The 25368-nt window shown below is 42.7% G+C and carries 12 protein-coding genes; 11 read left to right on the top strand and 1 reads right to left on the bottom strand.

Features of this window, described 5'->3' with window-relative positions; genetic code table 11:
- Positions 1-65 precede the first annotated feature (65 nt).
- The 6 genes from C1S73_RS01135 (at position 66) to C1S73_RS01110 (ending at position 11426) form a co-directional block, all read left to right on the top strand.
- Positions 66-557, top strand: coding sequence for a prepilin-type N-terminal cleavage/methylation domain-containing protein (locus tag C1S73_RS01135; protein ID WP_038872259.1), 492 nt, complete (start codon positions 66-68; stop codon positions 555-557).
- Positions 558-828: 271 nt separating this feature from the next.
- Complete coding sequence (locus C1S73_RS01130) at positions 829-2568, top strand: ABC transporter transmembrane domain-containing protein (protein ID WP_038872256.1); 1740 nt, start codon at positions 829-831, stop codon at positions 2566-2568.
- Between the two features lie 2 nt (positions 2569-2570).
- Positions 2571-4349, top strand: coding sequence for an ABC transporter transmembrane domain-containing protein (locus C1S73_RS01125; protein ID WP_038872253.1), 1779 nt, complete (start codon positions 2571-2573; stop codon positions 4347-4349).
- Between the two features lie 336 nt (positions 4350-4685).
- The gene (lodA, locus tag C1S73_RS01120) at positions 4686-6872 is read left to right on the top strand and encodes a CTQ-dependent lysine 6-oxidase LodA (RefSeq protein ID WP_038872250.1); all 2187 of its coding nucleotides are present in this window, start codon (positions 4686-4688) and stop codon (positions 6870-6872) included.
- A complete protein-coding gene (lodB, locus tag C1S73_RS01115) occupies positions 6872-7978 on the top strand; it encodes a lysine-epsilon-oxidase maturase LodB (RefSeq protein WP_038872247.1) in 1107 nt (368 codons plus the stop codon). The genes lodA and lodB overlap by 1 nt, the downstream gene beginning before the upstream one ends.
- A gap of 280 nt (positions 7979-8258) precedes the next feature.
- Positions 8259-11426: an AAA family ATPase gene (locus C1S73_RS01110; RefSeq protein ID WP_038872245.1), complete on the top strand. Its 3168-nt coding sequence runs from the start codon at positions 8259-8261 to the stop codon at positions 11424-11426.
- Between the two features lie 97 nt (positions 11427-11523).
- Here C1S73_RS01110 and C1S73_RS01105 read toward each other — a convergent pair whose 3' ends face one another.
- On the bottom strand, positions 11524-11997 hold the full coding sequence (locus C1S73_RS01105) for a DUF1842 domain-containing protein (RefSeq protein WP_050566731.1): 474 nt from the start codon (positions 11995-11997) through the stop codon (positions 11524-11526).
- 350 nt (positions 11998-12347) lie between these two features.
- On the opposite strand from C1S73_RS01105, the gene C1S73_RS01100 reads away from it, so the two are divergent.
- From C1S73_RS01100 to C1S73_RS01080, 5 genes are all read left to right on the top strand, one after another.
- The gene (locus tag C1S73_RS01100) at positions 12348-14096 is read left to right on the top strand and encodes an FAD-binding oxidoreductase (protein WP_038872242.1); all 1749 of its coding nucleotides are present in this window, start codon (positions 12348-12350) and stop codon (positions 14094-14096) included.
- Between the two features lie 262 nt (positions 14097-14358).
- On the top strand, positions 14359-15636 hold the full coding sequence (locus tag C1S73_RS01095; RefSeq protein WP_193788888.1) for an SAM-dependent methyltransferase: 1278 nt from the start codon (positions 14359-14361) through the stop codon (positions 15634-15636).
- Positions 15637-15649: 13 nt separating this feature from the next.
- Positions 15650-16585, top strand: a complete 936-nt coding sequence (locus tag C1S73_RS01090; RefSeq protein ID WP_038872239.1) for a methionyl-tRNA formyltransferase — start codon at positions 15650-15652, stop codon at positions 16583-16585.
- A 72-nt stretch (positions 16586-16657) separates the two neighbouring features.
- Positions 16658-17266, top strand: coding sequence for a phage tail protein (locus C1S73_RS01085; RefSeq protein ID WP_038872236.1), 609 nt, complete (start codon positions 16658-16660; stop codon positions 17264-17266).
- A 146-nt stretch (positions 17267-17412) separates the two neighbouring features.
- Positions 17413-25086: a tandem-95 repeat protein gene (locus C1S73_RS01080; protein WP_050566729.1), complete on the top strand. Its 7674-nt coding sequence runs from the start codon at positions 17413-17415 to the stop codon at positions 25084-25086.
- Positions 25087-25368: the final 282 nt, after the last annotated feature.

Raw genomic sequence — 25368 nt, 5'->3', positions numbered from 1 at the left:
CCTCTCCCAGCCATAATTTTGCTCCAGAATAGCAGACGATAAAAATGCAAATTTGGAGGTTGGCTGTGCGTAATACAAAAGGTTTTACACTGATAGAATTAGTGATTTGCATCGTCATTCTTGGCGTATTGAGTGTCGTCGCATTTCCCAAGTTTCTGGACATTCAAAAGGATGCGAGAGTCGCCGTGCTTTATGGGGCACGTGAAGCTTTAATGACAGCAAATAATCAGGTGTACGCTAAAGCCGTTATTCAATCTCAAGAGCAAGTCGATTCAGGTGATCTTAAAAACATCGACTTGGACAATGATGGTGTGAACGATTTGATTGGTTATTACGGTTATATCAAGAATGTGATTCCCGCTCATGATTTAGCAGGATTTGATCCGCAATTAACGATCAATCGATGGTATGGGGTTGAAGACGAAAATGAACCCTATTTCCTCATCGGTTTTGCTAACAAGCCTGTAGACATCTTTCACCTTTGCTATGTTGAGGTATATTACCCACATACAGCCGGTGGTCAAATAAAGTACGAAATTAAAACTGACGACTGCTAAAACGCCTTAAAATGGGCTTCAAGAGACTTACTTTTGAAGCCTTCCCTCTTTTACACGACAGAAACCCGCAAAACCAAGCATTAACATAAATTTCACAATATTTTGTTACATCCGGTCCTTACAGAGATAGATAAAGCTCTAAATCAATGCACCATGACAAAATCGACACATTGTATTGTTTTTTATTTCGCTCAAAAATTATGCTTGTAAACTCATCATTTCGCTCAATAATGGTTCCATAATAAATTCAATCATTTAAGCAGGAGGCGAAATGCGAATATTCTGGCAATTGCGTTGGTATTTTCGACAAAAGTGGAAACATTATGTAGGTTCAATCCTATTATTTGCTGTCATTTCCGCCCTGCAATTAATTCCTCCCAAAGCGGTTGGTATTATCGTTGACGGTGTCGTCGATAACACGCTAGAAACCCGTACCTTAGTCATGTGGTTATTAGGCCTTATCGTGTTGTTTTTTGCGATATATGCCTGCCGAATACTCTGGCGTATATGGCTATTTGGCGCGAGTTGGGAATTAGGGACCATTTTGCGTAATCGCCTGTATCGTCACTTGTCGACTCAACCTCCTCGTTTCTTTGAGCGTTTTAAAACTGGTGACCTCATGGCCCGAGGCACTAATGACGTGCGTAATATCGTGATGACCGCTGGAGAAGGTGTACTAACGGCAGCTGACTCACTGATTACTGGCATTGCAGTACTGATTGTGATGGTCACTCAAGTCAGTTGGAAGCTCACTGTCATGGCGTTGTTACCAATGCCATTCTTGGCGGTAATTATCTTCTTCATTGTTCGTATTCTTCATAAACGCTTTAAAATTGCCCAAGAAGCCTTCTCTTCAATGTCAGATATGACCCAAGAATCTCTCAATGGCGTTCGCATGTTGCGTGCTTTTGGATTAGAAAACCAAGAGCAACAACGCTTCGAAGACGTCGTTGATGATACAGGCGCAAAGAACATTGCAGTTGCAAGAGTGGATGCTCGTTTTGATCCTGCCATTCAGATTACCATTGGTATGTCATTCTTCCTAAGTGTGGCTTCTGGCGCTTACTTGGTAGATAAAGGCGACATCACTTTGGGTGACTTAACCGCATTTACCATGTATCTCGGCTTAATGATTTGGCCAATGCTGGCCTTTGCATTTTTGTTTAATATTCTTGAGCGTGGTTCTGCCGCTTGGAATCGCCTACAAGAAATCTTCGATGAACAACCTGAAATCATCAGTGGTGAGAAATCGTTAGGTAAACAGCCATTACCATTGAACATCAAAATTGATGAATTCTATTGGTCTAAGAATTTACCCACCGCACTAACCGATTTATACGTCACATTAGAACCTGGAAAGATGTTGGGTATTGCGGGACCGGTTGGTAGTGGCAAATCAACGCTGCTGACTCTCTTGCTCCGTCAACATGATATGGATAATGGCACGATTCAGTTCGGTGACATCAACATTAAAGATGCCGTATTACCTGAGTGGCGAAATCGTTTTGCCGTCGTTAACCAAAGTCCTTTCCTATTCTCTAAATCGATCTTCGACAACATCGCTTTGGGTAATCCAGATGCGTCGAAAGACGAAGTCTACCGCGCAGCAAAATTGGCGTGCATTCATGACGATATCGAAAAGTTTCCTGAAGGTTACCAAACCGAAGTGGGCGAAAAAGGCATTACCCTTTCTGGCGGTCAAAAGCAACGTATCGCGATCGCTCGTGCGATGTTATTAAATGCTCAGGTTCTCGTGTTGGATGACGCACTGTCTGCCGTAGATGGCCGCACAGAACATCAAATACTTAGGAACTTAGAAACTTATTATCGTGACCAATCGCTGATTGTCATTGCCCACCGCCTAACGGCTCTAGAGGCGGCTGAAGAAATCATCGTACTAAACCACGGTCACATTGGAGAGCGCGGACAGCACAAAGCGTTGCTTGAACGTCAAGGCTGGTACGCTGAAATGTATCAGTACCAAAAACTTGAACAGGCAATGGAGGACTAATCATGAAGCAATCAACAACATTTAAGCGGTTAATGTCTTACCCATTGTCTCAGCCAAAGCCAATGATTAAAGGGCTTTCTCTGCTGTTTATTGCGGCGTTAGCCAGTGCCGGTGGGCCTTGGTTGATCCAATACTTTATCGATGAACATATTGCCAAAGGCGACTACTCGCGCGATATTTTGATTTCGCTTGCGGCTGGTTACATCGCTTTGCAAATCATCTCCGCGACCTTCCAATACTTTCAGTCGCTACAATTCAGTATTGTTGCAACCGATACGATAAAGACCATTCGTAAACAAGTTTTCTCTGGTGTCATCAAACAACCGCTATCAGCATTCGATTACACACCTGCAGGGAAGCTGGTTTCTCGCATCACTAACGATACGGAATCGCTTCAGCAGTTTTATGAACTGCTTATCGCGACGGTGGTGAAAAATGTTGTCATGATCTTAGTCATGCTTGGCGTAATGACTTACATGAGTTGGAAGTTAACACTGGTTGTGTTGGTACTACTGCCTATCGTCGTTGGCTTTATGTACCTATTCAAACAGCTGAGTACCGAGAACTACCGCAACATGCGCGATTTGCTCACCGATATCAATGCGAATTTAAGCGAATCAATCCAAGGGATGAGTGTTGTTCAGCTCATGCAACAAGAAGCGCGTTTTAACAAACAGTTTAATGACCTAACCGAGCAGCACTTGGTTGCTTCTAAAAAGGTGATTCGTTTGAATGGCTACTTATTGCGCCCGTTAATGGACTTGTTAGCGGGCCTCGCCCTACTCTCTTTGGTGGCTATCTTTGGTTTCAACGGTATCGAACTGATTGGTGTGGGTGTGCTTTATGCGTTCATCAGTTATCTTGCTCGCGTTACCGAACCTTTAATTGAGATGACTCAACAATTGGCATTGCTTCAGCAAGCGCTCGTATCAAGTGAACGTGTGTTCGAATTGATCGATGCGAAAGAGCAAACTTACGGTGATGACCATCAGCCATTAAGAACTGGATCAATTGAGCTTAACCACCTGACTTTCAGTTACGACGGAAAGCAAGACGTATTGAAGGACATTTCTTTAACGGCCAACCACCAAGACTTTATTGCGCTTGTCGGTCATACCGGAAGCGGCAAAAGTACCCTAGCGTCCCTGCTAATGGGTTTCTACCCAGCAGAGATCGGTGAACTGCTCATTGATGGGCGTCCATTAAAGTCGTTAGGTAAAGATGTCCTTCGTAAAGATGTGGCCATGGTTCAACAAGATCCGCACATTCTCCCAGCAAGCGTGCGAGAAAATATATCTCTGGGTAGACCAATGGAAGACGCTCAGATTTGGGATGCTCTTGAAAAAGTCGGATTAGCTGAACAGATTCGTCGTTATCCGAATGGCTTGGATACGCAACTTGGCCAAGGTGAAACCAATCTTTCGGCAGGCCAAAAACAATTGCTTGCACTCGCGCGCGTATTAGTGGCGAAGCCAAAGATTCTTATTTTGGATGAAGCGACTGCGAACATCGACTCAGGGACCGAAGCGTTGATTCAGAAGAGTCTAGAAGTACTTCGCCAAGACATGACACTTGTGGTGATTGCCCACCGTTTATCGACCATTTTGGATGCCGATAAGATCATCGTCTTACACCATGGTGATTTGGTAGAAAGCGGAACCCATAAAGCACTATTGAAGCAAAATGGTCGTTACGCGCAAATGTACCAACTTCAACAAGCAAACCGCCATATTCAGCAAATTGAAGAAGAGGACGATAAGCAGTTCGAGGAAGCTGTTTAAACAGCCTATACGACAAGCCAATACTGACTTTAAAGCCCGTTAGCTATGCTACGGGCTTTATATTTTAAGGTATATGAGAAACTAAAGAAACGCCGTAATAAAACATTAAAGCAATACCATTTATATCGCCAAATAGGCTGCCCACCATAACCCACCAGCTGTAACATAAGCTCTCATCACCCAATCGAATGCCTCATTAACTGATACCAAACTGATACGGATACTTTTATCTCCCTCTTATAACTTTTCTTAGTCACCAAAAAGTTTGGTGCTAGCACGTCACCCAACCCACTAGCGGCATAACAATAAAACTGTTGGCTAAAAAAAGGAAAAATCATGAATATCTCAATAACCCCGTCTGTCGGCGTTGCTCGATTAGGAAACTCTGAACGTGAAGATTTTATACTCAATCCTACAAAGATAGGCGGTTTACCCTATGAGTGTTGTTTAGATGGGCAAGACAACAGAAATTTCGGTCTCCCTAAGTCCGAAGTCACTAACTTCAAAGATCCTGCTGGTCGTGTTCGCCGTCAGGGCCAAGTGTTTAAAATCTATGACGACAGTGATGAAGAACTTACGCTTGACTCACCAAACATCGAGAAAATAGTTTGGACAGTTCACTTAGCAAATAAAAAAGCAGCTTGGTATGAGTTCCGAGAGTTGAACGGCAACTTACTGTACGGAGAAGCAAACAGCTACGATGCTAGAGATGTGCCTTTTCGCAACAAAACTGAGAGCAATCGACAATCACTTATCATCGATCCTGGACCAAGAACTATTGCTGGACGAGCGTTGGGCCCTGTCGAATTCGATCAAAGCTCCGTCCCCGAAAGTTATAAGCATGCTTCGTTTCCCAATACCCCTGTAACAGGTGGAGAACTAGTAACAAGCTTAGGCACTCTTTTTACTGATGCAATGGGAAGGCTGATCGTACTCGGCGGGTATGGAAAATCTGGCGGTACAACGGAGCTCGAAGGTTACGGTGGTGGTGATGGCTGGCATGACGACATATCTGATGGTTCAGTAACAGCCTTTGTGAAATTCAATGACGGAACAACGCAGACTTTAGAAGCTTGGATTGTCATTGGCTCTCCAAACTTTGCTCCAGAAATAGTTAATATTTCAACGTTAAGTGACACAATGTTCGATGTTGGCGTACGTCACTTTGAGCTCGTACCTGACCTGTTCACCGATGGGAAGTTCGATCATAATTTCATCGCGAACTTCAATCGAGATATTAAGCCTATCATTGACCGAATGAGTCACTATCAATGGGTGGCAAACGTACAATCGATGAGTGCATTCTTTTGCAACCAGTTTGACTATCGCGATAATTCTGAGCGTAATAAACCACAGCGTCAGAAATACTATCAGTACTTCCGTCAGCTCGACAAAACCGTCATTGGTGACAATCACCAACCGCAGCAAGAGCTATTTGACAATCCAGAGCCTGGCGGTTTACTGCCCCTCATGCCTCTCAATTCAGGAAGTAATTCGGTCTCCAGTGCTAACGCTTACAGCCTTGAAGATAATATCGTTCAGAAGTTTCTTGCTCTCGACGAAACACAGATGTTCATGCTGAAACAATGGGCAGATGGCAGGTTTAACCATGATGACAGCAGCGAAAGCTTGGTAAACCCGATGAACCAAGCCAGTGTTGGTAACTGTGTCGGTTTACCGATGTGTCCCGGCATTGAAGTCACCTGGAACCTACAGAACAAAAATGTCTACTGTGCACCCTATCAAATAAAACACCATCAAAATGGCCTCTATTACGCTGAAAATGGGCTAGATCCAAAACGTGATGAGTGTGAAGGAGGTGGATGCGAGCCTGGGGATCTAACAAAACGCATGGCATGCCCTTGGCAAGCCGATTTCTTTAACTGCACAATTCAGGAAATCAATTTTACTCAACCAGAGGTCAATAAAGCAATTCAGAGTGAGTCTATAGGAACGGTGACCAAATATTCATGGGAGGGCATACCGAGTTCAGTCGAAATTCCTAATACTTATGAAGTCACTCTAGATTCTTCGAGCTCAGAGAACGGGCAACCTCTCCCGCCGACTTACTTTAGCTATTGGTGGCCACCGCAAAGCCCTTGGAATGTATTAGCTGGCGAATTTTCTCTGGAAGGACAACTACAAAATCATGTTGCCGCTGGTAAGCAAGTTAACTATGCAAGAGGACTCAACAGCTACTCACAAATGATCGAACACTGGTCAGCTCTCGCCTTTATTCGTGATAGAAACGTAAACAACGAAGGTTTCCCTTTCTTCACAGAAACGGAACGAAATAATGAGCTGTTCGAGTTCAAATCAGTGAAAGTAGGACAAATTACTGGCAATCCTCAAGATAACGAAACAGAGTTCCCAATATTTTTCATTAATGACAATCGCGAGTTCCTGCTCAGACACAAAACAGTCAAAGGCAAAAAAATGGCAGAGTATCTGGAGCAACGTGCTTTTAAACCAGTCAAAACCAAAAACATTCAACCTCGTTCTGGTACCAAGCTAAGGGGATAATGATGCAGATGACATATGACGTCATCATTATCGGAGGCGGCCCAGCTGGGGCTGCCTGTGCTCTAGCAATGATGACACATCACAATAAATCAGTTCTATTACTTGAACGCGGAGATTTTACAGCTCAGCGTATAGGTGAACAAGTAACGAGTAGCGTGTTCGACTTTCTCGATTACCTTAAACTCAACAAATCAGATTTCCCCGATGGCTGCTTTGGTCATAACTATGGAAAAACCAGTTTATGGGGGAGCCATGTTGAGAGCCCTCACGAAAGTATTTTCACGCCACAAACGACAACGTATCAACTTAATCGTGAAGCATTCGATGAAACTCTTTTGATGGCTGTTGTTAACCAAGGCGGAATGGTAATTCCTCGTTGCCAACCGATGGATGTAGTTAACGATGGCAACGGGTGGCAAGTCGAAACAACACATCCGACTCAAGGAGTCGTCACTTTTTCAAGCGAATATATCGTTGATGCATCTGGACGAAACACGAATCTTGGAAAAAAGCTCGGCATACAAAGAGCCCAGTATGATCAGCTCGTCGCCATTGGCGCATTCATCCAAAGACCAAAGCGTCAGTTTGAACAAAGGCAGTTCATCGAAAGTTGCGAATCTGGTTGGTGGTATTGCGCAGGTCTTTCGAAAGATCTTGCCGTCGTCACCTATTTTACAGATATGAAACTAGTGAAGTCTAATAGACTTAATAGAGTAGATAATTGGTCCACCCAATTGAAACACACTCATAAAATATCTTCACTTGTCCAAGGCTCTCAAAGCATGCACTCCAAACTGTGGATCAAACAAGCTAGTAGTGAAATCACAAGCTCTTCCTACCCTAACAACTACATTGCAATTGGTGATGCTGCTGCCTCCTACGATCCGATATCATCCATGGGGCTAGGATTTGCTTTGAGCAGTGCATGTCATGGCGCTCACGCGTTAATGGAAGGAACCCGAGAAGTTCACAAAAAATACCAAGCGAGTTCTCGTGTCTTGTTTAATCAGTACCTTCAGATCAGAGCAGATATTTATCGAAGAGAACATCGCTGGTTAAATTCCCCATTCTGGAAAGAAAGGCAACGAATGGTACTCTGTGATTGATAACGGTTTAATGAACAGTTAACAGATTACCATCACACAGTCCCCAAATTGGGCACGCACAACCTTATTCAGAAGCCAACCTTTAATTACTGGCTTCTGAACTTTTCTAGACAAGTCATTTCATTACGAATCAGCAACTTTAAACCGAAATAAGCAGACAGGTATAAAGACCAATCAAAAAGTATTGATAGAGGAGCGTTTCTACAATTTGATTTATATGCATCCTGACTCATAATATTACTTCCAAAAGTAGAATTAATTTCATTGATGGAGTACACGGATGACTAACAGGGATGGTAGGGTTCCTCTCGATATTTCTCTTCTCAAGCAACTACGTAGAGCAAAGGGATTAAGCCAAGAAAAGTTGGCGGAGTTATGTTTCGAACGTGGATTAGTCGTTTCAATTTCATCGATTAAACGTGCCGAATCAGGGGCAAATGTGTTACATCGAACGGCAGCCAATCTAGCCGAATTTTTCGAAGTTCAAGTAGAACACTTACTTGCTAGACAATCGCGTAAAATCGATTTAGTGCAACCTTCTACTATCAATGACAAAACGCTAGCCCTTATTGTCGACATCAAGCTACCTCTAACTGCTACTCAGCTTGAGCGCAAACTACAAGATGAAAGTTTAGAGATAATAACCCAAGGCCAACGTAGCGTAATAAGATGGCCAATGCACGAGTGTGATGAGTTTATTTTTGTTCATATTACTCAACTTGCTCGCCAGTTAGAGAGACAGTTCAATAACGCCATCCGGATAATTCTTACCAGTGATAATGATCCCTACTTTCATTGGCTTAAAACCAAGCCTTTTGATTTTAGCCAAGCCAATGGTTTCTTCAATCACTTAGCATGGGGCGAGGCCGCGGCTTGTTCTTGCTTTGTGTCGTCAAATTGCCTCTCCCCCAAGCAGCGTTTACATGTAAATGATCAGACCGGTCACTGGTATTTAGTGTCATTAAGCCAAACTAACAATGGGCACTTTATTGGCCGCCAAAAAGAGTTAAAGGCGCTCAGCGCCGGAATCGAATACTGGTTGAAGCATCAAACAGGTCAAGCTTTTTGCCTAACTGGTATGGCGGGAATAGGAAAAACCCGTTTACTAAACCAAACCATTGAAACCTTTGAGAGCTACTGTGATTCCATCACTCAAATCCAGAACTTAAATCATGGCCAAGCTGAACCCCAGTCACCAACCAACGTTCTAGTTCGTGCAATATGTGGCTTTTTACGAACAGATAGCGACGAACATATCAGGCGAGATATTATTGAATCTAGGATTCCATCATCTTGTCATTTGTGTCTCTATTGGTTAATGGGCATATCGCTTAACGAAACGGAAAAACGCCTCCTTGATCTGATGGAGTTTCACTCTTTACAAGAGACGATCGAACAATCAGTACCATATTGGCTCAACCATAGCCGGAGTTTACCACCTCAGTTAATTATCATTGAGGATGTTCATTGGGCTGACGACATAATGTTTACCATATTAGCTAACCTACTCCCCCACATTACGAACTCTAACGTTTTTCTCATCTTAACCTTTAGGCAACAGCAACAACTCTCACTGCCCCAACCTTGGTTCAAATATGTCTCCTTGATTGAGCTAAACCAACTATCAGAAGAAGAAGCATATCAATTGGCTAACTCAATGGTTCCTGATCAACACGAGTTAATCGAAAACTGTCTAAAGCTTGCCAAAGGTCATCCACTGTTTCTAAGACAGACCCTACTATGCGCCAAGCTTTCTACAGGCGTCCCGGAATCGCTAGAGCATGTTGTCTCGACCCAGCTTGCTCAATTGCCAATGGATGATTACCTGGCTCTACAAACTGCATCGGTGTTAGGTCAATATTTTCAACTCGATCAGCTACGCGAAATAGCCACTTTACCGAACTATGTCCCTGACACTCTGCTAGAAATGGGACTGGTGAAACTTCAAGGACTTCAATATGTTTTCCATCATGACTTGATTTGCAGTGCGATACGCAACCAAATCGAGCCATCAGAACGAGAAAAAATACACCTACGGTGTGCGACGTGGTATCAAGATAAAGACCTTTATCTATACGCCATACATACTCAATGCTCTGGTACAGACGACGCTTTTGAGATACTCGACCAAACCGCACATCACTACCTGAACAACTTTCAATTTGAAAAAGCACTTTCACTAATTGATAGGGCCACAAAAATCGCCCCCACTCATAAGTTCGCCTACGCATTAAACATGAAAGGTAACTGCCTTTACTCAATGGGGAAAGTACCTGAGAGCATCGAAGCACTCGAGCTAGCTGTAGAGAATGCAATCAACGACTTAGATAAAACACAGTTTCACCTCGATTTAATCAATCCATATCGCCTAACTGACCGCTTTGAACAAGCTATGAATATATTAGATTTAGCTCAACGGTATTCTGAACAACAAGGGCGATATAAACAACTGTGTGAGGTCCATTCAATGCGAGGCAATATGCTTTTTCCCACAGGTCAACTTAACGCTTGCGAACATGAACATGTCATTGCCTTGAATTACAGCCAGCAAGCAAATTGCGTGCAAGCTAGAGCAAAATCCCTCGGAGGACTCGGCGATTGCGCTTACGCACAGGGAAAAATGGTTAACTCATATGATTACTTAACTCAGTGCCTTGAATTGTGCGAGCAGCATAATCTATTAAGTACCGAAACAACGAACCGCTATATGCTCGCCACGGTCATGATTTATCAACTTCAGTCCTCTGAAGCCCTTAAGCACGCACAGCACGCTTCCAACCTAGCTTATCTCACAGCAAACAGGCGTGCCGAAATTGTCGCTCGATTAACCGCAAGTTGGATCTTTCTTGACAGGAATGATTTAGCGCAAGCAGAACACGAAATTGAAACGGCACTGCAGCTCTCAAGGCAGTTAGAAGCACATCGATTTGTCGCTTTCTTGTTAGAATCACGGGCGAGGCTAAATTGGTATCGAGGACACAAAGAAAATGCAAACAAAGATATAGAGGCGGGACTCAAGCTAGTCGAACGTTACAAACTGCATAATTTTATTGGGCCTTGGTTAGCCTCAACCCAAGCACTAGTTTGCGAGGAGCATAATAGCGCTTTCGCATATTTAGAGCTGGGGGAATTTTGGTTAGAATCAACTTGTGTCGGGCATAATTATTTACGGTTTTACCAACAAGCTATTCAGGTTGCATGGGAATATAAAACACCTTCACTTTTAAAGCGCTACAGAGACAAGTTAGCTACCTTTACTGCTGATGATTGCAACCCGTGGAGTGAATTCTATATAGAGCAAGCTGACATTATGCTCGCCTTACTTAATCAATCAAGCTCTGTTTCTGATCTACTGCACTTTAATCAAGCAGCACAGTTACATCACCTCGAACAGGCAAAAATCAGTGTCGATGAGTTCAATCAATGGCTATATGCGCCTGAAACCTAATTACTAAAAACTATATAACCCAACACGCTGATTTCAAATCAATACGCCGATAACTAAGCAGTCCTAGATATCGGCGCACCATCAAGAGGTTTACAGTTTAAGCCTCACTTAACTCTTTATGTGTCGCTGTAAGCTTTTCAAGGTTTTCAACTTGGTCGTTAGACTCCAAAGTTACAGGTTGGTTTTCAACGTCAACCCAGTTTCCATCGGAGTCTTTGTAGCTGTAAAAAGCAACACCTGATTTCCAGTCATCGTTAAGTAAAATTCGTAATGTGACGTTGTGCAGATCGACACCAACTGTTGGGATTCCAGGATAAGCTTGGTAACCTTGCAAATTAATCATGATATGACAGTCACGCATAGTCGCTTGATAATGATAGTTACCCGTCAGCTCAGTATGAACATGAAGCGGTGGACTCACCGCTTGGGTAATATTCCCCTTACCAGTGATCGACTGCCCTGGGCCGCCAACCAACAGTTTAACGTCAAAGCGAATACCACCAGCCAACTTATTACCAATGATATAACTCGCTAAGAAGACATCGTGCGATTGATTAGTTTGATTTTTCATTTTGTATTTTCTCCAACTGAACATGTCGTTAATGACATCTTAAAGCTAGAGAAAGGCGAGATGATTATCCGTATCACTTTAGGTTCACATCACGATTGTCAATTTAATCATCAACTTAACTACTCTGTCTAATTGGGGGATAGTAAAAGTGGCACGAACTGTATTCTTAGCGGCGCAAACCATCTCTACTCATATCGTGCTTACGCATAGCAGAAAGAAAAAGTATCTCACTAAAGGTTCGGATCTTTTATTAATCAGAAAGATGGAGCAACTGATACCAAACTGATACTAGGACTATTCTCCCTCTTGATTAAGCTCTTAGTAGGCTTACAACAACAATGGAAGAAACCATGAAACCATGTGACAAACATGAACTTATTCTAGAAACGTCAGCTAAAGCTCCTGATCCACATACTCAACGCTTAGCAGTCCTCTCAACCTTTGCAATCTCCACAAATAATGCCAAGCGTTTTGTCCAAAAAATGGAACAAGATGGATTTGATAAACACAGACTACTGACCGCTGAAGATAAGTCTCTCTCGGAAGTACCTGGGCTGACTCCCTTTCAAGTTGAGCGAATGGTGTTTAATACCCGATATCAATATCAACCCTTTGTGATCGTGATGTGTCAAAGCACTCAAGAGGTTCAACAAGCCTACCTGACCGCAATAGAATTGCAGCTTCCGATTAGGGTACGCTCAGGAGGGCATGACCATGCCGGGGAATGCAGCGGTGATAATGTGGTATTAATTGATGTCACCGGAATAAAAACATTCAAGCTCGATGAGGATGGCGTAATTGCGACTATTGGCGCTGGGTTTAGGTTTTATGAACTGACGCCATTACTGGCGGAACATAACCGAATGATCGCGCATGGAACTTGTGCAACTGTAGGGTTAACCGGTTTCATTCAAGGTGGAGGCTGGGGGCCATGGACACGAAAGTATGGTATGTGTTGTGAATACCTACGTAGTGCAACTCTTGTGCTCGGTGATGGTAGTGTTATTCGCGCTTCGAAAGACTGTTATTCCGAACTTTTTTGGGCGTTACGTGGTGGAGGTGGCATGAGTTACGGCATCATCACTGAAATGGAGATCGAAACTTTTGCTTTACCCAACGAAATTATTCGCTTTGAGCTAGAGTGGAATCCTTATCATAAAGAGGAACAAAAATGTCCACAACAACTAGAATACTCGAAACCACAACCTTGCCAAAGCACATTACATATACTTAAAGCATGGGAGCAAGTAGTCAACGAAACTCCCCAGACAGATTCCTGCCAATTACTGGGAACCAATTTAAAAATTGATGCTTTACCCGCCATTGACGACTTTCCAATCCAAGAAGACTTAAACAATATCGGTTTACTCAGCCATCACTGCTTAATGTATGGGTATTGGGAAGGAACGCCAGACTCGCTGACAGAATTCCTAAATTCTCGATTTAAGACATGCATGCCAAACGAGGTGACCATTCATACACCTCACGGTGCTAACTATCCTAACAACTTATACGATCATAGTCTCATGAGCTCTTGGGGTCGATACTCTTTGGGACAAAATGGCACTCCATTCCCTCCAGATTATGATGCGCCAGCTCCCCACAAGATCACCTCTCGTTTGGTCAAGGAAGATGGGTTGTCTGATGAGGGTTATAGAGAACTATTGTTAAGTCTGATCTCTCCTCTTATCAAACCTGAAAATCGTGAATTAGGTCTGTTTAGCTATGTGACGCTGGGCGCTATCGCAGGCGATTTCTACTCGATAACTCAACCAAATGACTTAGAGGATATTGCTTTCCCTTATCGTAATTGCCAGTACACGATTCAATATCAGACTTGGTGGAACGAAGAGATAAAGCAAAAGTTCGAATTTCAAAATAACCCTGTTTTGGTCGATGTAAACCGCGCTATGGACTGGATTGACAAAGCCCGTGAACAAAAGATAGAAGGGACAGGCGGCGCATTTATCAGCTTCAAAGATCCTTCAATACCAACCGAAATCTATTTTGGGGAACACTATGAAAGATTGGTGAAGGCTAAAAAAGTGTATGCCAAAGATCCGTTCAATCATTTACGAACTAATAAAACCATCTTTTAAACGGTGAACTAATCGAGTCATCGTAGATTTACTCATCGCTAGCCGGAGTACCGATCCGGCTTCTGTCCTCCTCGTTTCTTACGCTTGTTGTAATTAGAATACTTAATAAAAATCACAATATTTGCGTTCCAGCGCATACAAAATACATTCAGCCAATGAATATGCAACAACACTAATATCAATGTACTAGTGTTGTAGTTAATAGAGTCGACCATCTATTTAAGGTCACCAATCACATAACGATTGATTAGGAAGACAGGGCATGGAAGATAATTTAGAAGATGTATTGCTACTACATATGTCTCACCAAGATAAACAACGAAATTCAAAACAAGAACAATTCGCATGCCTACGTACAGATCTAGACACCCTGTTGCAACACACAATTCGAGAGCAACTCCAAAGACTCACAATACAACACTTTTCAGAGGCAGAGCGATGCCGAAGACTGCGAGAGAGTTTCGCGATTGCAATAGAGTGCGCATTATCAAACCAGGCTATTAATCATCAACAATTGGAGCCCCTTTTTGAAGAGATGTATTCGTGTTCAGTACAGTCTATGGCATTTTCAGGAATCACAGAGGAACAATTAACACTTCAGTACATCTGTCCAACCGGTCTACTCATGTCAGTACACAATAGTAAGCATACCATCAAAGATATATATCGAATTCGTAGTTATACTCGCGGTTTACATCAGGTAATCGAGCATAAATTAAAGCACCAAAATGACGTTTCTATTCTCTACCCTGCTTGCGGCCCATTTGCTCCATTAGTATTGCCCTTGTTTGCCTATTATAAGAATCACAGGCTCTATGAAAATAAGCACTTTCACATCACATTAATAGACGCGCAACGAGGCGCTGTTCTCGTACTGAAACAACTCATTAAAGACTTAAAACTCGATGTCACCATAAACCTTATTGAGCAAGACGCCTGCACATATGAAACGAAACATGAATATGATGTTCTGCTTTTAGAAGCCTTACAGCATGGATTTACTCAAGAGGGGCACCTCAGCATAGCTAAACATCTGATAAAATTTTTAAAAGTAGATGGAACTATGCTACCTGAGAAAATACAGGTCAAAGGCATTCTAGTACATGGAGAAACTGAATTTAATCAACAATGGAAATCCGCGGAATATGCACACTCAAACCATCAATCTATATCCGCCCAAAAAGACCGAGTAGAAATCGGTACGTTGATGGAAATAAGTAAGTCGTCTTTGCTCAAAATGAAAGAAATCGTTCTGAATAATGGTGTCAAAGTTATTCCTGCCCATTCAATTCTTCTCCCAAAAAACGTTTCTGATATTTCACAGCGGATACTGGCTATTTATGCACAGATCGATACTTACAATAAGGAACGGATCAATGCGTATGACTCAGGTATTACACATCCCAAGCCAGATATGGATTTCTATGTAGATTCAAAACCTTTGGCAATTGACAGTGCTCACTTCATTGCTCGAAGTGGCGAGCAAATCAATTTCTACTACCGCTTATCAGGTTTACCTGGTTTTGTTGCAACGAAATAAGGCGGAACAAAAAATGACTGAAAGATACGTTGTGTTTAGTGGTAGTTGTTACTGTTTGAGCCTAGTCGACTTTCTGTATCAGCATAATAAGCTTGCTGCTGTTGTTTTACCAACCCAAGAGGTCGCAGAAAACTCAGACTTAGCTCAGTTGAGAAAAACCTTGTCACAACATCAAATCCCCACGATCCAATATGACAATACCAATGTGAGTAAATGCGTATCTCAGCTTGATGAACTTAGAGTGACATCAGGTCTAATTTATCTTTTCAGACACCTCATCCCCCAGCCTCTATTATCTTATTTTTCACACGAATTATTGAATATACATCCTGGTCATTTACCTACTTATCGAGGCTCGACGCCGATATTTTGGCAGATTGCTAGAGGTGAAAAGTCAGCAATGCTCTCTTTACATCGCGCCACAGAAAAGGTGGACTCCGGTGAATTAGCGTTGCAACTGGAAGTTCCCATCCACCCTTTTGACACTTCTCAATGTTTATTCTCGAAAATGTCGCAGGCTTTACCCATGCTATTTGAACGTTATCAACAATTGAAAATGAGTGGTGAACTCCATTTTTCACCCCAGACTGAAACCGCAGTAATTTCCAAAGTTCAGGAGCACGACTTATTCATAGACTGGCAAAAACAGAGCAGTGTAGAAATCGTTAATTTTTCTAGAGCATCTAATCCCGAATTTTGTGGATCACGAGTTCTTATTCGAGGCGAAGCAATTAATCTACTTCAGGCTACAGCTACAGCCACCAGGATCAAAGGTATCGCTACTGGAACCATCTTGGCCTCTAGCCAAAATAACGGGTTGATCATCAAGACCATCGATAGTGCGATACGGTTGGATATTCTCGCTACTCAGCAGGGAGTATTTGATGGCTATCGGTTCGCTACATTGTTTGGATTAGATGCAGGGATGAACCTCAACCAATTGGTGTAACTAGAACCACGGTTAGTGCGAGTTCACCTAAATCCAATGCCCCTTAGTGAAATTCAAATCATAGGAGTGATTATGGCTACTGAACCTCTTCTAGGAACAATGACTGCCTTTGCCGGAGATTTTTCCATCAGAGGCTTTGCCTTATGTAAAGGACAAACCGTTTCTATTGCTGACAATCAGGCTTTGTTTTCCTTGTTAGGAACTACTTATGGAGGAGACGGGCGTTCGACCTTTAAACTCCCTGATCTACAAGGACGAAGTCTCGTTGGCATCGGCCAAAGGCCCGGCGGACTAAATTATATTCGAGGAAAACAAATCGGGGATGAAAAAGTAATCATTGCTATCGGGAACATGCCCGAGCATTCTCATTCGGCTATTTTTTCTCCGCTAGGTAGCACAACTTCAGCCTCTCTGAAAGTCGCCACCAATAAAGCCAATACAAAAGTTCCTGATACGGATTCCTATCTTGCCCAAAATACCTCCGAAAGCTTTTTCAAGCCTGGGTTCGAAACTGAGACTCTCACTGACATCAAAGGGATGACTCTTTCTGGAGGAATAACTGGGGGTAAGGTTTCGGTCGGAGGTACTGGAGGCTCTCAACCATTGAATATTCTTAATCCCGCGTTGCCAATCAGCTGGCAGATTTCCATGAAAGGGGCTTATCCCTCCCGTAACGACTAAGCAACGACACCATATGTAGCGAACTGTTAATTTCGTTCACATTTACGTTAGTTCCACATAACCCACAAGACTAAGAACGACATTCAAAACATTAACCAACTGAATGTTTTATTGATCAAGTCGCAATCATAAACGGAGATCTGAATATGAGATTGAGTAAGTTTGCACAAACTTTTTCTTTGGCATTCATATCCGCTGCCTTTTTCTCAGGAAGTACTTGGGCAGCGCAGAAGACGGTAGATTATTCTTATGGCTCAGGTGACAATTTAAGCCACATACAAGACGGAACTAATGGTGTATCTGATATCAGCCTAGACAATACAGGTGATGTAACGATGGTACTGGATGCTGGGGGAAATAGTGATGGAATACCATTCACAGGCCTAAACGATTTTTCTTTCGCAATCCAGTCCACTTTTTCCAGTACTATGATTAGTGACGATAATACAGACAGAGGGTTTCGATTCTATGAAAGCTCAGGCACTAACTTTAGCTTTGATAGCATTACGTTTATACAAGGCTCGGACAGATCAAACGATACAACTTACACTATTACCTTAACTGGATATTCTGACGGGCAACAAACAGTTACTGAGTCTGTAGAGTTACCTAAGGGAGGAGAGGCAAACTCTAACCTTTTTGATGCGTTTTCAATCTCTAGAGATACGGACTATATTGATGAAGCTTGGAAAGATGTAGATACGGTGACAATGGCTTTCTTCTGTACAGCCGCCCAAGATTGTAACGAATCACGCTATGCAGTTCGAGACATCACAATAGATGATGCAACGACAACAGATTCCGCAGCCCCACTCTATATCAGAACAAACTCCACTCCTATTGATGATAGCGCCAATGTATCCATTAGCAATGATATCGTTGTCGCTTTTGACGAAAACATCATTTTGGGCATTGGTAATATCGTAATATATAACGTTACCGATGATAATGACTTTGAAACCTTCGATGTAACGCTTAAAAGCGATGGCTATTCAACCTCCCCTGCCGCCGGTAGAGTAAGCATCAGTGGTAACAAGCTTTATATAAATCCAACCAACGACTTATTAGGTAACCGAACTTTTGCAATTCATATCGATGCTAACGTGATCCAAGATAATAACGGCAATTCCTTTTCAGGAATCAATGACAACACCACCTTTAACTTTATTACACTAAATACTGCACCCAACGTGGACTTAAACTCCGAAATAAGTGGGAGCGATAATGAAGTAAACTTCATTGAAGGTGGCGGAGCCGTCAACATTACAACTTCATCCTTGGTTACTGAGTCCGATAACGACACAATCAAAACTATAACCATAACTTTGACAAACGATTACCATGGTACAGCTGAAGGATTAAGTGTCACAGCATCAGCCCAAAATAGCCTGACAGGCGTATCGGACGCATCCGATATTGTATTACAAGACACCATTTCAATGTCGAATATGATGGCATCGGCTTCTGAAATCTCTGCATTTCTAGACGCTCTCACTTACAACAACACATTCATCACACCAGACGAAACATCTCGTATTGTTACTGTTGTTATCAACGACGGGAGTGCAGATAGCACCTCTCGCTCTACAACTATTAATGTCGAAGCCCTGAATCGAGCACCATCAAATGTTACATTGTCACTTACATCAATTAACCAATCCTCTACTGGCGACAACATCACTGTTGGTGCATTGAGCACTGAAGATGCCGATTTAAGTGACAGCCACACCTATTCTCTTGTGGCAGCAAACACAAGCGAAAACGGTACTTGTACTTCAGGGAGCGGTAATAGTAGCTTCGTCATCAATGGTGACAATTTGCAAACACGAAGCGCTTTGATTCCCGGAACTTATGTCGCTTGCGTACAAACTGACGATACGACGACCACCTTTCAAAAAAGCGTTACGATTACGGTTTTAGACGATGTAGCCCCTATTTCGCTGTCAATCACCACACCTATTGAAGGTGATGGCGTGATAAATTCCACAGAGGTCAATAGCGTATTGATTTCTGGTAGCGGCGCAGAAGCCAGCAACAGTATTACTGTCACTGTATCGGATAGCATCAACCCTACCGTGACGCGCAACGTCATCGCGGACAATAGTGGGAATTGGACTCTAAATGACAATGAATTGGACTTAAGCAGCCTAAATGATGGCTCACTCACTGTGTCAGCGACCCAGAGGGATGCTTCAGGCAATACTTCAACACCGTCTTCACAAAGCATCGTATTGGATACAATTAAACCAACGGTTACCACATTCACAACATCAGAAAACGCTTTAAAAGCAGGCCAAAACTCAACAATTGACATCACTTTAAACGAATCAAGCTCTAACTTTTCACTAATTGATGTTACAGCAAGTAATGGCCAACTTTCGGATTTTACTGGTAGTGGTACCACTTATGCGGCACTTCTCACCCCAACCGAAAACGCTGAAGGTAATGTGACACTAGAGATAAAAGCTGGTGTATTTTCTGATCAAGCCGGTAACGTAAATATTGCCGCAACACCACTCTCCCTCAGTTTCGATACTCTTCCCCCAAATGGACACCGTATTGAAATCGATCAAGCCTCCATTGATGCAACCAATGAATCTGCCATGAGTTTTACATTGTCTGATGCAGAGGTAGGATCATACTTTACTTATGAGATCACTGATGGCGTTGCAACAATAGCAAGTCCGGGGTCAACGCTCATTACTTCAGCGGTTCAACAAGTCACGGGGTTAGATGTCACGACATTATTAGAAACAGATTTGATGTTATCCGTCGTTCTCACTGACACTTCAGAAAACGTCTCAGAAGCGGTCACAGATACAGTTGCAAAACAATATGACGCAGCTCCTGTGGCAATGGACGATAGTTTCTCTACTAATGAAGATACAAGCGTACAGTTCGATATATTAGCGAATGACAGTGATGTTAATGATGATATCGTCGCTTCATCTGCAATTGTTCAATCGCAACCAGTGAAGGGGCAAATCAGCATTACCAACGGTGTTGTTACCTATACACCCAATGCCAATGTGTCGGGAGCAGACAGTTTCGTTTACACAGTTAAAGACGCAAAGTTAGAAGAATCGAACGCCGCTATCGCCACAATTACCATTAATGCGATTAACGACGCGCCTATAGCAACGGATCTTGTAATCAATACAGATGAAGATACCGCGAGTAACGCATTAAATGTACGTAATAGCTCTACTGATTTGGAGGATAATATCCCGACCGGTGAGCTTCAAATTGTATCCGCACCACGAATTGGCGAGGTCATCCTAGATCAGGAAGCTGGCACGATAGTTTATACACCAAATCCGAATGCATTTGGCAATGATAACTTTACATACACAGTAAGTGATAGCGAAGATTTGGTTTCGAATACTGCAACGGTTAGTGTCAATATTGGAGCAATCAATGATGCACCAATAGCTAATGCAGATAGCTTGATATTCGATGAAGATATCACATCTACATTGGATGTACTTGGCAATGATACCGATATTGAAGACTCAGCTTTTGTGCAAAGCAATATTACTCTTCAAGATCTGGGGCAAGGGAGTGGTATCTATCCCTTTGCTACCGTAAGTATCAATCAGGATGGCACTTTGAACATAGCCCCAACACAGGATATCACTGGGGTCCACAGCTTTACTTATACGCTAACAGACAGTGGACAAGCGGTATCGCATAGTGCAGTGGTGACTTTAAGCATTACCGCAATCAATGATGCTCCAATCGCAATTGATAACAAAGCACAACTATTCGAAGAAGGTCAATTTGAAGTTAATGTTTTGGGTAACGATACCGATGTTGACTCAGGAGATGCCCTCAACACAAACAGCGTTAGCGTTAGCCTAGAACCTAACAACGGCATTGTTCAGGTGACTTCCACAGGCACAATCATCTACACGTCAAAAACGGACTTTTATGGCGAAGACAGCTTTACCTATACAGTAGAAGATACGGCTGGAGCACTCTCCAACGAAGCCACTGTAACCATGACAGTGACTCCTGTTAACGATGCCCCAACGGCAACATCGCAATCATTAACATTAAGCGAAGATGAAAACCTTGATATCACGCTAATCGGCCGTGATATTGAGAGCGATAGCCTTACCTATACCATCACAACCCAACCACTTAACGGCACACTGCTCCAACTTTCTTATAACATGTGGAGATACATACCCTCCGCTGATTACCATGGTTCCGATAGTTTCGAATTCATTGCAAATGATGGTGAACTAGGCTCAGAACCCGCGACTATCACACTCAGCGTACTCGCCATTAACGATGCTCCGTTCGCCCAGCATATGGCCATTAAAGGCCGAGAAGAACAAGCTTTAACTATCACCTTAGAAGGAGAAGATGTTGAAGGTTCCCCCCTAACCTATCGCATCATCAACCAACCGCAATACGGTAATATCACGCTTAATGGTACTAAAGTGACCTATCACGGCAATGACCACTACTTTGGTGAAGACAGTTTTACCTATGTCGTAAACGATGGCGAATTAGATTCTGATCCAGCAATAATCAGCTTAACCTTGTCTAACGTACATGATGCTCCAATCATTGTTGGCACCCCGAGTACGTTGCTCAATCAAGGAGAGACTTATACCTTTACGCCGGTCGTAACCGATGTCGACAGTAGTAAATTTACCTTCAGTGCAAAAAACTTACCAGACTGGTTAACCCTTGATCCATTGACCGGAACACTGTCTGGCACACCATCAAATGACGACGTAGGCTCTGTGTCTAACCTTCTATTAACCGTTAGTGATGGAAAAACTAGTACTTCATTACCACATTTCAATCTAACGGTTAATAATGTGAACGATGAACCTCAAGCAATTAACGACATTTATATATTTACCCAAGAAGATGAAGGCACCTATTTATTAGATGTTTTAAGTAATGATAGCGACGAAGATGGAGACAATCTCAAGTTAGTATGGATAAGTAGTTCAGATGGAAGTGTTGAGGTAATAGGCAGTCAGCTAAAATTTAGCTACGACAAGGTAGGCACGACAACACTCCAATATGGCGTTAGTGATGGTAATGGTGGTAAAGCTAATGCAACCGTTGAAGTCAGCATAGAAAGTTCTGTACTTAACGCACCAAGCATTACTGCACCAACGGACATCGAAGCTAATGCAACAGGTTTATATACTAAGGTGCAACTTGGTGTAGCAATGGCCAAAGACAGCATTGGCAACGATCTGCCGGTCAGTCTGGTCGATGGACGAACTCTTTTTGCTCCAGGCATTACTACGGTATTCTGGAGCACTCAAGATTCTGAAGGAAATATCGCGCAAGATGTACAACTCGTCACAGTACATCCGTTAGTTAGTATCGAAAAAGATGGGCAAACCACTGAAGGAACTAGTCATTCGGTGAACGTTATACTAAACGGCAGTTCCCCGTCCTACCCTGTAACAATACCTTATACAGTATCTGGCACTGCAAGTAGCTCTGACCATTCTTTACGAGATGGTCAAGTACTGATTGAGTCTGGCACCACTGGAACAATTGACTTTGATGTTCTTACTGATGATGTTTCCGAGAGCATAGAAACCATTATTATTGACCTTGATGCTCAACTGAACCTAGGCAGCAAGCATCAATATGTATTGACCATCAGTGAGCACAATGTGGCACCTACTGTAGAGATTACCATCTATCAATCTGGAGAAAAGCGCAGCCGCATTGAAAAAACAAGTGATATCGTCACAGTTACTGCTACGCTGGCGGATGCCAACACCAGTGACAGGCATATACTTCGTTGGTCAACTGATAATGATGAATTAGCTACTTTAATTGCGGGGCAAGAAGCCAACGCCAGCCTATATTTTTCTGCAGAACAACTGCCTAACGCAATTTACTCCCTTACTCTTCGAGTAACTGATGATGGTGATGAGTCGCTTTCAGTCACCCAAAACGCTTTCATTGAGGTAAATGAAGCACTGCCAACACTGAGTGCATCTATCGATAGTGATGGTGATTTAATTCCTGATGCTGAAGAAGGTCATAATGACAGCGATAATGATGGGATCCCAGATTACCTTGATGCGATTTCAGACTGTAACGTAGTACAACAACGTGTCATCGATCTAAATAACTTTTTAGTAGAAGGTCAACCAGGGGTATGTTTACGCAAAGGTATGAGTACCTTAGAAAATCAAACTGGTGGTGTCGAATTGTTGGAGAGTGAATTACTGCAAGATGAACAAGCCAGTAATATTGGCGGTATCTTCGATTTTGTCGCCACAGGTTTGCCGCAAGCTGGACAAAGCTATCAATTGGTTATACCACAACGCCTTCCTATACCCGCCAATGCTGTCTACCGTAAATTCCAAGCCGAGCAAGGTTGGCAGGATTTTGTAATAGACATGAACAACTCAGTTGCATCAACACTTGGTGAGCGAGGCTACTGCCCTCCACCAGGAGGCGCGAGTTGGATTGACGGTTTAAATGAGGGGCATTGGTGCGTTCAAGTCACTATAAAAGATGGCGGGCCAAATGATGATGATAACATCGCTAACGGAACCATCATTGATCCAAGTGGGGTTGCGGTTCGAGCAAGTGACGCTGTTTTGCCACAACCCACTGATGACAAAATTAAAATTCATCGTAATGGTTCAGCTACCATTGATGTCTTGAACAACGACACAACCTCTGATGGACAAAGTCTGTCAATTAGCCATGCAACCACCAATATTGGTCGTGTTTCGATTGTCAATAATCAGTTGTATTACACTGCTGCAAATCAATTCATTGGTGAAGACAACATTAACTACAGCGTTACGGATAGTGTTGGCGGTACAGGAAGTGCCAACGTGGCTGTAACGGTAATTAACAGCCAAGCCCCTTATGCCATCGATGATTTTAACCAAACGAATGACCGCTCAATGATAACAATGAATGTATTAAGTAATGATTATGACCCCGACAATGATGCATTGAGCATAGTCTCCGCAGTCGCTATTCGAGGAACCGTTACTATCAATGACCAAGAAGCCCTACTATATACACCACCTCTTGGGTTTGAGGGTGAAGACTCAATAACTTACTTAATTCAAGATACGCATGGCTTAGAGGCAAAAGGGAAAGTAACAGTGAAAGTAACCCTAACACATGATGCCGTCGTATCGAATCAGTCCGGTGCGGGCTCGATGAATCTGATATGGCTATTTCTATTAAGTTTCTTAACGGCGATGAGATCCCACAAATTACAGTGTGCTTTTGTCGCACTTCTAGCCGTGAGTTTCAATAGTCGCGCAAATTGGTTTGTTGAAGGGGAGTTGGGCATAAGCGAAGCCGATGATAGAAATATATCATCCACAGAAACACTCTACTCCACAGATACTTCTGACCGATTTTTTTCCGTAGCTGTTAGCTACAGTATCGATCCAGACTGGTCAGTTTCTTTACGTTATATCGACATGGGCTCAGGTAGTGCACGCTTGAAATCAACGACAACAACACCCACTCAGTATCACCAAAGTGTCGCATCTATTGCTCCCATTCTTGTACAGGGCTTTGGCTTTGATACTCGCTATCGCTTTTGGCAACAGGGAGATTGGTTTACTGATGTGACACTTGGTGTAATAAGCTGGGAAACAGAGGTAGAGAGTAAATATTTAGACAACAAGATTACGACTCAATTCGATGGAATCGATTCGTATGCAGGTCTAGGCGTTGGCTATACCGTAACAGATCGAGTGAGTATCACTTTAAAGTTATCTCGGTACTTTCTCGATGAGAATGACATCGATACTGCAACAGCTATCTTACGTTATCAATGGCCCCGATAAGCATGTTAAGCGATCAAAAATCGACTTGTTACATGCATTCATATTACGTACTTAAACACTAAGACTAATATGTCGATAATCTTTGTATAGCAATGCGAGCCTTAAGTCGTCATAACGGTGAAACAATAAAGTATTCATAATCTAAACAATTTCTTTATTTCTTACCTATTATTGACATAACCCCTCGCTATTATCAGCAAGGTCGTTGTAAAATCGCGCTAACTACCGACGCAACCTATTCAAACAATACCTGTTTATGACGTTTGTGGGTTTGTGTTTGCG

The organism is Vibrio jasicida 090810c (genome assembly GCF_002887615.1).
In the GTDB taxonomy this organism is placed as follows: domain Bacteria; phylum Pseudomonadota; class Gammaproteobacteria; order Enterobacterales; family Vibrionaceae; genus Vibrio; species Vibrio jasicida.
Note: the sequence above shows the minus strand (reverse complement) of the source record. Positions and strands in the feature narration are given on the sequence as shown.